Annotated in this window: 11 protein-coding genes; 4 read left to right on the top strand and 7 right to left on the bottom strand. The window is 48.8% G+C overall.

Annotated features, from left to right (window positions below; all coding sequences use genetic code 11):
• The first annotated feature begins 11 nt into the window (after positions 1–11).
• Positions 12–1241 (top strand): mechanosensitive ion channel family protein, encoded by a 1230-nt coding sequence (locus OIR97_RS14405; protein ID WP_169542949.1) that lies wholly within the window; start codon positions 12–14, stop codon positions 1239–1241.
• Positions 1242–1244: 3 nt separating this feature from the next.
• On the opposite strand, the gene OIR97_RS18825 is transcribed toward OIR97_RS14405, so the two are convergent.
• Positions 1245–1466 carry a sulfurtransferase TusA family protein gene (locus OIR97_RS18825; RefSeq protein ID WP_169544266.1) on the bottom strand — a complete coding sequence of 74 codons (222 nt, stop codon included), beginning with the start codon at positions 1464–1466 and terminating at the stop codon, positions 1245–1247.
• Positions 1467–2175: 709 nt separating this feature from the next.
• Here OIR97_RS18825 and OIR97_RS14400 point away from each other — a divergent pair.
• Positions 2176–3477, top strand: a complete 1302-nt coding sequence (locus tag OIR97_RS14400; protein WP_169542948.1) for an EAL domain-containing protein — start codon at positions 2176–2178, stop codon at positions 3475–3477.
• Here the strand turns inward: OIR97_RS14400 and OIR97_RS14395 are convergent.
• Genes OIR97_RS14395 through OIR97_RS14370 form a run of 6 tightly spaced genes read right to left on the bottom strand, consistent with a single transcriptional unit; the run spans position 3474 to position 9575 of the window.
• Complete coding sequence (locus tag OIR97_RS14395) at positions 3474–4748, bottom strand: class I SAM-dependent RNA methyltransferase (RefSeq protein ID WP_169542947.1); 1275 nt, start codon at positions 4746–4748, stop codon at positions 3474–3476. The genes OIR97_RS14400 and OIR97_RS14395 overlap by 4 nt on opposite strands.
• Positions 4741–5487: a TlyA family RNA methyltransferase gene (locus OIR97_RS14390; RefSeq protein WP_169542946.1), complete on the bottom strand. Its 747-nt coding sequence runs from the start codon at positions 5485–5487 to the stop codon at positions 4741–4743. Before OIR97_RS14390 ends, OIR97_RS14395 begins: the two co-directional genes overlap by 8 nt.
• 4 nt (positions 5488–5491) lie before the next feature.
• The gene (gene dxs / locus OIR97_RS14385) at positions 5492–7402 is read right to left on the bottom strand and encodes a 1-deoxy-D-xylulose-5-phosphate synthase (RefSeq protein WP_169544264.1); all 1911 of its coding nucleotides are present in this window, start codon (positions 7400–7402) and stop codon (positions 5492–5494) included.
• A gap of 29 nt (positions 7403–7431) precedes the next feature.
• Positions 7432–8322, bottom strand: coding sequence for a polyprenyl synthetase family protein (locus OIR97_RS14380; protein ID WP_169542945.1), 891 nt, complete (start codon positions 8320–8322; stop codon positions 7432–7434).
• 39 nt (positions 8323–8361) lie between these two features.
• Positions 8362–8613, bottom strand: coding sequence for an exodeoxyribonuclease VII small subunit (locus tag OIR97_RS14375; protein ID WP_169542944.1), 252 nt, complete (start codon positions 8611–8613; stop codon positions 8362–8364).
• Between the two features lie 32 nt (positions 8614–8645).
• Positions 8646–9575, bottom strand: coding sequence for a histone deacetylase family protein (locus OIR97_RS14370; RefSeq protein ID WP_169542943.1), 930 nt, complete (start codon positions 9573–9575; stop codon positions 8646–8648).
• A 121-nt stretch (positions 9576–9696) separates the two neighbouring features.
• Here OIR97_RS14370 and OIR97_RS14365 point away from each other — a divergent pair, with 121 nt between their 5' ends.
• Entirely contained in the window at positions 9697–10824 is a 1128-nt protein-coding gene (locus OIR97_RS14365) for an efflux RND transporter periplasmic adaptor subunit (protein ID WP_169542942.1), read from the top strand.
• A complete protein-coding gene (locus tag OIR97_RS14360) occupies positions 10821–13928 on the top strand; it encodes an efflux RND transporter permease subunit (RefSeq protein WP_169542941.1) in 3108 nt (1035 codons plus the stop codon). Before OIR97_RS14365 ends, OIR97_RS14360 begins: the two co-directional genes overlap by 4 nt.
• The last annotated feature ends 204 nt before the right edge of the window (positions 13929–14132 follow it).

Here is a 14132-nt window from a genome sequence, read left to right as displayed (position 1 = left end):
GGGGCCGAAATATGACCCTTAGTTATCAAGAAAGGGGAAAGTCAGTGCAGGAAAGCTTATTGAAATTCTGGGATATTGTTAAAGATGTTTGGACGTCAGGTTATTTAGGTCTGGATCTCAATTCTTTAATACCTGCACTCGGGATACTTCTTGTTGCGTTGGGATTACGAGGTGTCTTCACACGCATTATCATTAACCGATTAGTCCGGTTCACGGGCAGAACCAAAAACCGGCTTGATGACCAAATTGTCGAGGCACTGGAAGGACCCATCCGCTTCGTACCGGTCGTCATTGGCGTTTATTTTGCAATTGAAATCAGTGGTCTTGCAGATAAAGACGGCATCGATCTTTTTGCTGAAGATGTTGTGCGTTCACTCGTTGTCGTGAACCTTTTCTGGGGCCTTTATTGTCTGGTAAATCCTCTCACATTTCTTTTGGGTCGGTTGGAAGAAGTTTTCTCAGCCGAGATGGTTTCCTTCCTATTGAAAGTGTTGAAGGGGATTATCATCAGCATTGGCGTGGCGACAGTATTAGAGCTTTGGGGGATTAAAGTTGGCCCGATTATTGCCGGTTTTGGTCTTGTTGGAGTCGCGGTCGCCCTCGGTGCGCAGGATCTCTTTAAAAATCTGATCAGCGGATTTTTAATCCTGGCAGAAAAACGCTTTCATGTCGGTGACTGGGTGTTGGTGACCGGTGTTGTCGAAGGAACGGTCGAGAAAATTGGGTTTCGCTCGACCATGATACGACGTTTTGACAAAGCTGCGACAATTGTCCCGAATGCTGTTTTTGCTGATAAAGCCGTGACCAACTTTTCTGAAATGACCCATCGCCGGATTTACTGGAAAATTGGCGTTGAATATTCAACATCAGTGGCACAGTTACAGGAAATTACCGGGCAGATAAAACAATATCTGCTTGGGAATAGTGATTTTGCGCAACCCGATGAAGCGACACTCTTTGTGGTCACTGATAGTTTCAATTCAAGTAGCATCGATATCATGATTTATTGCTTTACCCGTACGACCAATTGGGGGGAATGGTTGGATATCAAGCAAGACTTTGCCCATGCGATTAAACAGATCGTTGAAGGTGCGGGCACTGGATTCGCCTTTCCGTCCATGTCTATTTATCAAGGGACTGAAGCTGATCAGCCAGAAGCCTATATTCCGCCATCTGAGGCGTCAAAAAAGTCCGCGAGCGAGGTGCAGGCTTTTCAGGCGGGGAACGAAGGAAGCACCTGAACGCTAGGAAATTGCAATTCGGTAGGTAAAAACCCCATTTTTTTCTTCGCTCGAAAGAAGCGGGTTACCCGAAATATGGCAAAAATGGTCTATGTCTATTCTGGATGCGGGATCTGTCGCAATGACCGTCAATATGTCCCCGGATTGAAGTTCTTTAATTTTCTTCTTGGCTTTTAATACCGGGAGCGGACAACTAAGGCCCGATGTATCAAGGATGTGAGACATTGTGTTCAAGAAAATTACCTGCTGTAGACTGTGCGGGCACACTATATCGATTGCAAGATCGAAGGCAAGGCTGAGGTGACGGCATTTTCGCGCGGCTAAAGGACGAAAAATTCGTGCATTAAGCCGCGTATGGTGTTGTTTCTTTTTAGAAGGGTACCTGATTGGTCAAAGCGTTCGTATCGGCCACGCTCTTCTTGCAGTAGGAATTGTATGTTGTTTGGGCTTGCCAAGAACAGTGCGATGCAGGCTCGCTCAAGTGAATAATCCGAGTTTCTGGCCGGAACAAGGGTCTTTGGAAGTTGGTGGAGAACTGAAAATCCGCACCAGGATGAGGAGCAGGCTTTTCCTTTGAAAAGTGTCTCGACAACTTCAATATCGCTTTTGCACAATGGACGGACGCCGACTTGCATCGGTTCGAAAATTTCGGTCCTTTCCGAAATGTGATCGTTTAACTTAATCACGACTGCCATTGCGATACCTGCCAGTTCAAATGAAGTGTTTGGGTACAATCCAACTGAAATATAAGTATCGCATAAACCTCTTAACAGGGCGTTGAGAAGCAAGGTTAATTTTCGAAAACTTTTTTCTTTAAGTACTGGATATTTTTGGGATGGAAAGAAAATTAACCATTTTTATACGGTATTCTGCCAACTATCGTAGGATTGAATAGAATAAATTTGCCAAGTTTTATAAGGAAATACTGGGGTAAATGTCGTTGATGTCTCAAGCAGAGGAGCATAAACCAGCAGAATCAGCTGGCATGATGGCGGGTGACAGCGACCCTGTGCCAACGAAACCGATTGTGCAAACCGGACCGGTTGAGCATCACCAAATCGGCGAAATGGCACATTTTCTTAAAGCTTTTGGTCGCAACAAAGAAGAAGTTGTGAACACTCTGATGGCGAGTAGCCTGCAAATTGTCGGGCTTGACGATGTTAAAAAAGAGTATGAAGGCAAATGGGAAAAAATCGAACATCGTGTCGAAACAGCGATTAATGCGTTTTTCACTAAGAAATTAAGAAAGCAAGATACGTTTGTTCAATTGGCTGAAGGCCGCTTTGCATTGATTTTTGCAAATATGACCCGGGAAGAGGGGCAGGCTCGAGCGCTTGAATTATCCCGCGAACTGATTAACCTGCTTTTTGGGCAAATGCCGGGTGTGGAACTTATTTCAGTCGAAGCCATGGTTCTTGATGTTAATTTGATCGGGGATCTAGAGAGTTTTGAAAACCTGGAAGAGGTTATCGAATACTTTCAAGATGCGATTGCAGAAGCAAGTGAACGGGAAACGACACAGTTAAAGGAAGTAGAAGAAGAACTTACCATTCAGTTTCGATCTGTTCTTAATCATCCTAAACAATTCATTTCGGCGACAGAGGTGGTTTTCGCGCTTAGAAAAGGGGATGATACCACCGTTTTGTCTCATTCTGATCCAATGCTTTCGGGTTCCACGAGAACAAGAACAGATCTTGACTTGATGGCCCTGGAAAAAACCGGTCAAGCAATGCGAGAGATGGGCCGCAAGGGCAATAAACCGATTGTCTTTCTGTCGATCTGTCTGGAGACACTGGCAAACGCTTATTGCCGCAAGAATTTTCAGGATATGATGAACCGCCTTCCTGATTATACGAAACAGCATCTGATTTTGAATATTGAGGGGATCGGTCGCGGGATTCCCAACAGTCGGTATCGGCAGATTTTAACCTCTGTAACGCCAAATGTGTTGGGGTTTTCATTAGAGGTCGATAAGGATTGGGATTGTTTCCATGCGATTTCCGACCTACCGGTTCGGGCGATCGTCGCTTCCAGCAATGAGGAAGAAGACATTCCGTGGATCCAGACCCTCATTTTGCAGGCAAAAGAAAAAGGGATTAGGTCTGTATGGCGCAATGTCGAAACGGATGAGGTTGCCCGATTGGCGTTCAGGCTCGGTGTCGATTATGTGGGTGGTCCTGCCATTAGTAACTGTCAGGACAGCCCAATCCGTCCTTTTTCTATCAAACGACCCTAAAACGCCTGGGCCTTGGTAAATACCGAGAATAATTCCACATGGGATGACCAGAGGAATTGGTCGATCGGTGTTACATTTGACAATATATATCCCCGATCCAGAAGAATTTCTGCATCCCGCGCATAACTGACTGGATTACAGGAAATGAAGATGATGGTCTTGATATTACTGAACGCCAGTTCTTCCACCTGTGCCTTCGCCCCTGCGCGCGGCGGATCAATAATAACTGTATCATAGGGCGCAAACTCTTCGGGTAGGAGCGGTCGCCGGAACAAATCCCGGTATTCTGCTTCAATAGGGAGCATTTTTGAGTTTGCGGCGGTTTGAAGCGCTGCTGTCAAAGACTTGTCCCCCTCTACCGCATGTACGGATTTAGCCTGATGAACCGCAGGCAGGGAGAAACTGCCACATCCAGAAAAGAGATCCAGAACTTTTGCGTCTTTTGGCAGGACATCCAATAGCATCTCGATCAGGGCATCCTGTCCTTCCTGAGTGGCCTGTAAAAACCCACCGGGGGGAATAGCAACCGTGTTGCGGCCAACTTGGATCAGGGGCGGTTTGAGTTCGGCAATGACCTCAAGCATGTTGTCGCCCTCATTGATCAGGGCAATTCTGGACAATTTTTCTGTCTGCGCAAATGTCGCAAGGCGCTCACGCGCATCAAGATCTGCGGTAATGGGACCGGTGATCAACAAGTCAGGACCATTTAAAGTGTCGCTGATTGTTAAGCGGGCTTGACTGTTGCGTGGCATAACGTCTGCGAGAACCGTTCTTAAGGGTTTAACCAGCGCAAGAAGTGGCGATGTGATCAGCGGACATTCCCCAACATCAAAAATCTGATGGCTTCGGCGAAGATGATAGCCAACCATGACGCCTTTCTTTCGCTTGGCGGCGATAAATTCTACCCGCCGGCGTGAGTATTCAGGACTGGTTCTAACCGGGCCAACGGTTGTCTTTGCCGCGCCGATTGATTGAAGGGATTGCCGGATTTTTTCTTGTTTCCAATCCGCCAGCACATCTGGTTTGAGATGTTGCAAACCGCATCCGCCACAACTTCCAAAATGCCGGCATTTTGGTGTCTGGCGATCCTGAGAGGGGGAAAGGATTGTGTCAATAGACGCGGCAAAACCTTTACCCCGTTTTTCTCCGACCGTCGCCAGAATCCGATCTCCACGGGCAGTGAACGGGATATAATAGGGTCGCTCGTTGTGGTAGGCAACGCCATCGCCGTTCATTCCGATATGATCGACCGTTAGTTCCAGCTTATCCATCAAACTGAGCTCCCATCAGATATTCATGATTGCCATCACTTCCCGTGATCGGACTGTCAATAGAGCCGAGGCATCGCCAGCCGGGCATTTGGTTGATCCAGCGTTCCATATCTTCTTTCACCGCTTCTGCCTGTTCGATATCCCGAATAACGCCGCCTTTTCCAAGATTGCCTTTACCAACCTCGAATTGCGGTTTAACCAGCGCCAGTAGCATGGCCCCGGGCGCACAGAGCCCTAAAGACGCCGGCAGAAGTTTCTTTAAGGAAATGAAGCTGGCATCGGTGACAACCAAGTCAAGAGGGTCCGGTATATCGTCCGTCGTCAAATGACGGGCGTTCATGCCTTCCATATTGATGATTTGTGGATGATCGATCAGGCTGGGGTGAAGTTGATCGTGACCAACATCGACAGCAAAAACCTTAGCCGCGCCTTTATGAATGAGAACCTGTGTAAATCCGCCAGTTGACGCCCCAATATCTGCGGCAACACGGTCTTTTATCACCGGCGAGAAATGGTCAATGGCGGCGATAATTTTGTGTGCACCGCGTCCGACCCATTCGATTTCAACCGCGGCAATTTCAATCGGTGTGTAATCCCAGACTTTTTGGTTTGGCTTTCGCGCAGGTAAACCCTCTACCGTCACCCGTCCGTCCGCAATCATCGCCTGAGCTTTTGCCCGGCTTTCACAAAGACCGCGGGCAACAAGCTCCAGATCCAGTCTTTTTCCTGCTTCTCTCATGAGCTTACTGGGCGTTTGAGGTGGAACTGGCGTCAGTTTTATGATCCAGTGCCGTTAAGGCGATATCGATAATCTGGCGAGCATTAATACCGGCAATGTCATTCATTTTTTCAGGTTTGTCCTGATCAATATATAGATCCGCCATACAGATCGGTCGAATTTTTAGGCCGTTATCCATTAAACCGTTCATAGCCAGGAATTGCATGACATGGCTGCCAAACCCGCCAACGGCACCTTCTTCCACAGTGATGAGAACGTCATGATTTTCGGCGAGTTGCCGAACCAGATCCTCATCCAGTGGTTTACAGAAACGTGCGTCGGCGACTGTCGTAGACAGGCCTTTTGTTTCCAGTGTTTCAGCAGCGTTCAAGGCTTCTGCCAGTCGGGTGCCAAACGACAGGATCGCAATCTTGTTCCCCTGCTTGAGTATGCGCCCCTTACCAATTTCCAAAGGGATACCTTTTTCAGGCATATCGACGCCGACACCTTCCCCGCGCGGGTAGCGGAATGAAATCGGACCGTCATTATAGGCAACAGCAGTGGCCACCATATGCTTCAGTTCCGCTTCATCCGCGGCGGCCATGACGACCATATTGGGTAAGGTCGCCAGATAGGTTGTATCAAATGAACCAGCATGCGTGGCGCCATCCGCGCCAACCAAGCCCGCTCTGTCGATGGCAAAACGGACAGGTAGGTTTTGAATGGCAACGTCATGTACGACCTGATCATAGGCTCGTTGAAGAAACGTTGAATAGATCGCAACAAAGGGTTTGATCCCTTCTGTCGCCATGCCGGCAGCGAAGGTTACGGCGTGCTGCTCGGCAATGCCCACATCAAAGCATCGGTCCGGGAAGGCTTCTGCGAACAAGTTAAGGCCAGTTCCGTCAGGCATTGCGGCGGTCACCGCAACGATATTGTCATCGGCTTCGGCTTCCTGAATAAGGCTTTGGGCAAAAACCTTTGTATAGGACGGGGCGTTCGGAGTTGCTTTTGATTGTGCACCGGTGATCACGTCAAACTTGGAGACGCCATGATATTTGTCTTCCGCCGCTTCAGCCGGGGCGTAGCCTTTGCCCTTTTGCGTTACACAATGAATAAGAATGGGGCCATTTTCTGAGTCGCGGGCATTTTTCAGAACCGGAATAAGATGTTCCAGATTATGCCCGTCAATGGGGCCGACATAATAAAAGCCAAGTTCTTCAAATAATGTACCGCCTGTGACCATCCCACGGGCAAATTCTTCTGCGCGCTTTGCTGTTCTTTCCAGCGGATCCGGTAGATGAGACGCGACCTGCTTCATCAATTCACGCAAACTGCGATAGGAACGCCCTGACAGGAGCCGTGAGAGATACGCGCTCATCGCTCCCACCGGTGGGGCAATCGACATATCATTGTCATTCAGAATAACGATCTGCCGGCTGTTCATTGCCCCAGCGTTGTTCATGGCTTCGTAGGCCATACCAGCACTCATGGAACCATCACCGATAACGGACACAACATTATTTTCGCGATGTTTTAAATCCCGCCCGACCGCCATGCCGTGACCGGCGGAAATGGATGTAGACGAATGGGCGGCACCAAACGGGTCATAGGGGCTTTCGGACCTTTTAGTGAAACCGGACAGGCCACCCGCCTGACGCAGCGTGCGGATCCGATCCCGTCTGCCGGTCAGAATTTTATGAGGATAACACTGGTGCCCGACATCCCAGATCAATCGGTCATCCGGAGTATTAAACACATAATGAATTGCAACGGTTAATTCTACCACGCCCAGACCAGCGCCCAGATGTCCCCCCGTCACCGAAACAGCATCAATGGTTTCCTTGCGAAGTTCTTCTGCGAGTTGAAGAAGCTCTTCCATGGAAAAACCGCGCATGTCTTTAGGGTGTTTGACCTGATCCAGAAGGGGCGTCATAGAGATTTTAGTCACGATATAACTCGATCCTATTTTTTGCGTTCAACAGTGAAAATCGCAGCGTCTCGAAGTAAGTCAGCATTGCTATTAAAAAGGGACAAATGGCTGATAGCCTGATCCGCAAGCATTTTCGCGTGAATTTTAGCTTTTTCAAGGCCCATCAAGGAAACAAATGTGGCTTTACCTGCATCCGCGTCTTTTCGGGTGGCTTTGCCCATCTCATCGCTTTCCCCTTCTGCATCAAGAATATCATCTGCAATCTGGAAAGCCAGACCCAGATCATGTGCATAGGCTTTAAGGGCTGTGATCTGAGCCGGGGCTGCATGTCCCAGGATAGCGCCTGCTTCACAGGAATACTGTATTAGCGCTCCCGTTTTTAGCTGCTGCAAACGTGTAATGGTGCTGAGCGATATTTCGTCAGGGTCCGCATAAATATCCATAGTCTGCCCTCCGACCATGCCATGGCCGCCTGAGGCGAGCGCAAGCCTGTGAACGAGAGAGGCGCGGACACTGCCAGATGGATGGGTCTCTGGATGGGCTAGAATTTCGAAGGCTAGAGCCTGCAGGGCGTCCCCGGCCAGAACGGCGAGTGTTTCATCAAATTTTTTGTGCACCGTTGGAAGCCCACGGCGCAGATCATCATCATCCATGCACGGCAAATCGTCATGTATGAGAGAGTAGGTATGCAGAATTTCAAGGGCCGCGGCAACCCGCACGGAATAGTCCCGGGAGACATCAAAAAGATCTGCGCTTTGGATGACGAGAAACGCACGCAATCTTTTGCCGCCCGCCAGAACAGCGTACCGCATTGCCTCATGGAGGTCTTTCTCCAACCCTTTATTGACGGGGAGGAGTTGATCCAGTTTCGTGTCCATCAAGGCTGCGGTTTGACGCAGCGCCTTGGCAAATCGATCTTCCATACGGTTACTCTTCGTTCTGGCTATGCTAAAAATGTAGGACTATTCGACATTCGCCGGCTGTGTTGAGAGATTGCCATTTTGGCTGACAATTTTATCCACTCTTTCCTGTGCAGAACGTAATTTGTCATCACAATGCTGTTTCAGCAAAGACCCGCGTGTGTAAATCTCGATCGATTGATCCAGATCGACATTTCCTGAATCAAGCTTTTCCACAATTTGTTCTAATTCCTTCAAGGCTGCTTCAAAGCTAAGCCCTGCAATATCGTCTGGAATACTCGCCGTATCTGCCATGCTGTCTCCTTTTGCGCCCTTATACTCTTCCCTTACGCCTCTAGCAACGCTTTCACGTGGATTTCTGCACAGTCTGCCAACGCAACAAGGTCATAACCCCCTTCCAGAACCGAGACAAGGCGACCGTCGCAGCATTGTGCGGCAATTTGTACGAGATGCTTTGAAACCCAGTCATAGTCTGCTTCGGTCAGGTTCATATTGGCTCTCTCATCCTTAACATGGGCATCGAAGCCTGCGGAAATGAAGATAAGCTCTGGCCTGAAAGCCTGTAGGGCAGGGAAAACCTGTTCAGTCATTGCCTTTTTGAATTCACCTGATCCTGCGCCAGAAGGCAAGGGAATATTCAAAATGTTTCCCTTCCCTGTCTCCGAAGCATGACCCGTGCCGGGATAAAAGGGGGCTTCCTGATGGGTGGAAATATAAAGAAAGTTCTCTTCGCTTTCAAAAACCGCCTGAGTACCATTGCCGTGGTGAACATCAAAATCGACAACTGCTATTTTCTGTAGCCGAAATTTTTCGCGGGCATACAGCGCACCGATGGCCACATTGCTATAAAGGCAGAACCCCATGGCAACGTCTGGTTCGGCATGATGGCCCGGGGGCCGTATCGCGCAAAAGGCGTTGGTTTCTTTTTCTGTCAGAACAAGATCAACTGCATCGCAGACGGCGCCAACTGCGCGAAGGGCGGCGTCTTTTGATCCTGGAGACATAAAAGTATCCGGGTCGAGTTGGACAATACCCGATTTGGGGACACTCGCGTCGATGCTGTCCAGATATTTATCAGTATGGGCAAGTTCGAGTATCTTGCGAGATGCTTTTGAGGCATTGTGTTCAACAAGGCCGCTAAATGCTTCTCCTTCAAGACGGTTTAAGACCATTCTTAACCGGTCGGCTTTTTCTGGATGTCCGGGTCCTGCATCATGAAAGAGACAGTCACGGTGCGTAAAAAGATGTGTCGCCATGGGCCTTCCTGAACGTATGCTACATAAATGATCGTTCACTTTTGTCAGATTTCTCTATTGATTTCAAATTTTGTCAGTCAAAATAGACGGAAATCTTATGAAACGGCGTTAGAACTAAGTTATGAAAATAATTAATCAAATAATAATTCTGGTCCTGTTACTCGCTGTGGGCTTTGGTGCCTGGCATTATAAAGATGAACTGCCCTTTATCGGCGCTTCAGAACAGGCAGGCGAAAAATCACCCCGGCGTAAGGCGCGCGCCGTTTCCGTTATTGCTGAACCTGTTCAGGTTCGGGATCTTCAGAGAACGATTTCAGCGGTTGGCAGCCTTCAGGCGCTGGAAGCGGTTGATATTACGTCGAAAGTAACGGCGAAGATCTTGAGCCTTCAATTTGAAGAGGGCAGCTTCGTTGAAAAGGGAACTGTCCTTTTTACGCTGGATGCGACCGAGCCTAAAGCGGAGCTTGCCGAATCACAGGCAGAGCTGATCAACAGCCGAAAATTATACGAGCGGACACTAAAACTTTTTAAAAGTGGCAATTCCCCTAAAGCCAGGGTGGATTTGTTGTTATCCGAATTGCAAATTGCCGAAGCAAAGGTTGCCGCCAACAAGGCGCGCCTTAATGATTATGAGGTGAAAGCACCTTTCTCAGGAAAGCTTGGTTTTCGTCAGGTGAGTGCGGGATCGCTGGTTCGGCCGGGTGACGTAATCACAACCCTTGATGACGTTTCGAGTTTGAAACTGGACTTCAATCTACCTGAAAGTTATCTGGCCCATATTCGCGAAGGACAGGATTTCCAGGCCATCAGCGTGGCTTATGCTGATCGGTTATTTGATGGCAAGGTCCAGATTATTTCTACACGTGTTGATCCGGTTACCCGGGCCGTCCAGGTTCGGGGTCTTCTTTTCAATAAAGACGGATTATTGAAGCCGGGCATGTTTTTGTCTGTCCGTCTTCAAACGGGGCTGCAGAAAAATGCTGTGATGGTTCCAGAGCAGTCAATCGTGGTCTCAGCCGCAGGGCATTTTGTTTTTGTTGTTAAAGAGGACGTTGCCCATCGGACAAGGATCAAAATTGGTGAAAGAATTCCAGGCTGGGCGCAAGCCTTGCAGGGAATTTCTGGCGATGCAGTGTTGATCACAGAAGGTCTTCAAAAGGTGAGAGACGGGCAACCTGTGCGGATCATGGCAGAGGGAAACCCGGCTAAAGACGGAAAAAAGAAATTGGGTAAGGTTGCAACAGAATGATTATCTCTGATCTTGCCATTAAACGGCCGGTGCTGGCGATCGTCATGTCGCTGGTTTTAATCTTGTTTGGCGCCTTCTCCTATCAGTCCTTAAGCGTGCGGGAATACCCTGACGTTGACAAACCCAATGTGTCGATCAGTACGACCTACCGAGGGGCGTCTGCCGAAATTATTGAAAGCCAGATCACGCAGGTTCTGGAAGATGCTGTCGCCGGCATTGGGGGCGTTGCGCGCATTAATTCCAGTAGCCGGGAAGAGTCTTCTTCTATCAATGTAGAGTTCAATCTGTCCCGAGATATCGAAAGTGCGACAAATGATGTGCGTGCACGGGTATCACGTGTGATCTCAAAACTGCCGGATGAAGCGGACGCGCCGCGTATCTCCAAAACAGAAAGTGATGCGCGGCCGATAATGTGGCTGTCGATGGCGAGTACCGGTCTCACATCTTTGGAGCTGACGGACTTTGCAGAACGAACTCTTGTCGACCCGCTTTCCACGGTCAATGGTGTTGCAAGTGTGCGGATTGGCGGTGCACGACGGTACGCAATGCGTATTTGGGTGGATACAGAAGCGCTGGCAGCTCATAGCCTGACGGTCCAGGATGTGGAAACGGCAATCAAGGCACAGAATGTGCAATTGCCATCCGGTCGGATTGAATCTGTGGAACGGGAATTTAACATTCAGACAGAGTCAGATTTACGAACACCGGATGAATTCAACAGAGTGATCATTAAAAATGATGATCGGGGTGTTATTCGACTGGGGGATGTGGCACGGGTTGTTGTTGGCGCTGAAAATGAACGAACAGGATTACGCGTAAATGGCCGTGATTCCATCGGCCTGGGTATTATTCGTCAATCCGGAGCCAATGTGCTTGAGGTTGCAAATAATGTGAAGGTTGTTGTTGATAACCTTCAAACGTCACTTCCTCAAGGGGTGACACTCAAAGTTTCCTACGATCAGTCAATTTTCATCAGCCAGTCAATACGCGAAGTTTTCATCGCACTTGGTATTGCCATGGCGCTTGTCGTCCTGGTGATTTTTTTCTTTCTGAGATCTGTGCGGGCAACCTTAATTCCGGCCGTTGCGATCCCCGTATCCATTATCGCAACACTGATTATTCTGGCAGCGCTGAATTACTCTGTGAACGTACTGACCTTGCTCGCATTGGTGCTGGCCATCGGGCTTGTGGTTGATGATGCCATTGTTGTGTTGGAAAATATCCACCGGCGTATCGAAATGGGGGAACCTCCCTTGCTTGCCGCAGCCAGAGGGTCGCGGCAGGTGGCTTTTGCCGTTGTCGCGACGACGATCGTTCTGGTCGCTGTGTTCCTGCCAATTTCCTTTCTGGAAGGCACAACAGGTCGATTGTTTCGAGAGTTTGGCCTAGCGGTCGCTGCGGCTGTCATGTTCTCGAGTTTTGTGGCGCTCACCCTTACACCAATGATGTGTTCGAGGTTGCTTGTCAGTCAAAATAAGGAAGGACTCTTTTACCGTTCTACTGAATTTGTTTTTGACGGACTAGAGGCCCTTTATCGGCGAGGATTGCAATTCGCCCTGAACACGCCTGCGATTGTCATTGCCATTGCGATCGGTGTCTCTGCGCTGTCCTACGAGTTTTATAATCAGCTGCCAAAAGAGTTTGCACCAACGGAAGATCGTGGATTTTTTTATATCCCCGTCAAAGCCGTTGAAGGGGCCAGCTTTGATTATACAGAACGAAATGTTCGAAAAATTGAAGCATTGCTCAATCCACTTCTTGAAAATGGGGAGGCGGAGAGTGTTTTCGCCTTGGTGGGCAGTTTTTCGAGACCCGGTCCTGTGAATACAGCCTTTATGTTTTCCCGCCTAGTAACCTGGGAAAAACGGGGACGGTCTCAGCAGCAGATAGTCAGCTCGATTTTTCCAGGGCTGTTATCCATTCCGGGAGTGCGGGCCTTTGCGATTAACCCAGCGAGTCTCGGACAGCGATCCTTTGGCGCGCCCGTTGATGTGATCGTTGGTGGCCCTTCTTATGATGAAATAAATGTTTGGGTTGATCGGGTCATAGAGCGGGCTCAGGAAAACCCCAAACTGTTGAATGTGGACAAAGACTATTCTGAAAACCTCCCTCAAATTCGGCTGAATATTGATCGGGACAGGGCATCCGATCTTGGCGTTTCAATTCAAACGATTGGGCGGACACTTGAAACACTCATGGGTGCGCGGACAGTCAGTACTTATGAAGAGGGCGGCAAACAGTATGATGTGATCATGCGCGCCCGGCAGGAAGACCGAAGCTCGAAGGGGGATCTGGACAAAGTCTATGTCCGTTCAGACCAGTCTGGCAGGCTTATCCCGCTTTCGAATTTTGTGGGTCTGACAGAAACTGCAGGATCGGCAGAACTAAAGCGTTCCGACCGCTTGCGGGCCGTTCGGATAACTGCTTCTTTGGCAGATGGTTATACACTTGACGAGGCGCTGACCTATCTGGAAACGCTTGTTCGTGAAGAGAGCGATCAGGCGCGTATTTCTTTCGGAGGCGTTAGTCGAAGCTTTAAAGATTCTAACAAAGCGTTGCTTTTTACTTTTATAACGGCATTTCTTGTCGTTTTTCTGGTTCTTGCAGCACAATTTGAAAGCTTTATTCACCCGATTATTATTATGACGTCGGTCCCGCTTGCAGTTACCGGTGCGATGGGTGCTATGCTGATGTATGGCCTGTCTTTAAACGTTTACAGTCAAATTGGCATTATCATGCTGATTGGTCTGACGGCGAAGAATGCCATTTTGATCGTGGAATTTGCCAACCAGCTCAGGGACGAAGGGAAGGCGTTAAAAGAGGCGATTGTTGAAGCCGCTGTTATCCGCCTGCGTCCAATATTGATGACCACTATTTCAACAGCGCTGGGGGCTGTGCCGCTGGCAATGGCGGTGGGTGCCGGGGCGGAAAGCCGGGAAGCGATCGGCGTTGTCATCATGGGTGGCGTCCTGTTTTCGACCTTTTTGTCTCTGGGTGTTGTTCCGGTTTTCTACCTTCTACTCGCCCGCTTCAGTAAACCGTCAAGTTACCTTGCAGAACGTCTGACGCAATTGGAAGAGAAGCATAGTATTCTGAATAAATAACTGAGAGTGATGGGAGAACAAATTTGGTTGAATGCATTTCGGCTAAATTATCTCCTTAACGATATTTTAAGTCTGTTTTCATATTTTTCTACTTAATTCTATCTAAAAATGAACGTATCGACGGGTGTTCAACCCTATCTTTTGCGTTTGCAGAACCAATTTCTTTGTAGAGGGAGCACAGGCTGGCGCTCCTTAATTCGAAAT

It is taken from the genome of Sneathiella aquimaris (genome assembly GCF_026409565.1).
Lineage (GTDB): Bacteria > Pseudomonadota > Alphaproteobacteria > Sneathiellales > Sneathiellaceae > Sneathiella > Sneathiella aquimaris.
This window is presented reverse-complemented; position numbering and strand designations above follow the sequence as displayed.

What these genes read in the sequence shown, in the direction of transcription:
- OIR97_RS14400 (WP_169542948.1), top strand. Translation starts at nt 2,176, where the DNA reads ATGTCGTTGATGTCTCAAGCAGAGGAGCATAAACCAGCAGAATCAGCT.
- OIR97_RS18825 (WP_169544266.1), bottom strand. Translation starts at nt 1,466, where the DNA reads ATGTCTCACATCCTTGATACATCGGGCCTTAGTTGTCCGCTCCCGGTA.
- OIR97_RS14395 (WP_169542947.1), bottom strand. Translation starts at nt 4,748, where the DNA reads ATGGATAAGCTGGAACTAACGGTCGATCATATCGGAATGAACGGCGAT.
- OIR97_RS14370 (WP_169542943.1), bottom strand. Translation starts at nt 9,575, where the DNA reads ATGGCGACACATCTTTTTACGCACCGTGACTGTCTCTTTCATGATGCA.
- OIR97_RS14360 (WP_169542941.1), top strand. Translation starts at nt 10,821, where the DNA reads ATGATTATCTCTGATCTTGCCATTAAACGGCCGGTGCTGGCGATCGTC.
- OIR97_RS14380 (WP_169542945.1), bottom strand. Translation starts at nt 8,322, where the DNA reads ATGGAAGATCGATTTGCCAAGGCGCTGCGTCAAACCGCAGCCTTGATG.
- OIR97_RS14390 (WP_169542946.1), bottom strand. Translation starts at nt 5,487, where the DNA reads ATGAGAGAAGCAGGAAAAAGACTGGATCTGGAGCTTGTTGCCCGCGGT.
- OIR97_RS14405 (WP_169542949.1), top strand. Translation starts at nt 12, where the DNA reads ATGACCCTTAGTTATCAAGAAAGGGGAAAGTCAGTGCAGGAAAGCTTA.
- OIR97_RS14365 (WP_169542942.1), top strand. Translation starts at nt 9,697, where the DNA reads ATGAAAATAATTAATCAAATAATAATTCTGGTCCTGTTACTCGCTGTG.
- dxs (WP_169544264.1), bottom strand. Translation starts at nt 7,402, where the DNA reads ATGACGCCCCTTCTGGATCAGGTCAAACACCCTAAAGACATGCGCGGT.
- OIR97_RS14375 (WP_169542944.1), bottom strand. Translation starts at nt 8,613, where the DNA reads ATGGCAGATACGGCGAGTATTCCAGACGATATTGCAGGGCTTAGCTTT.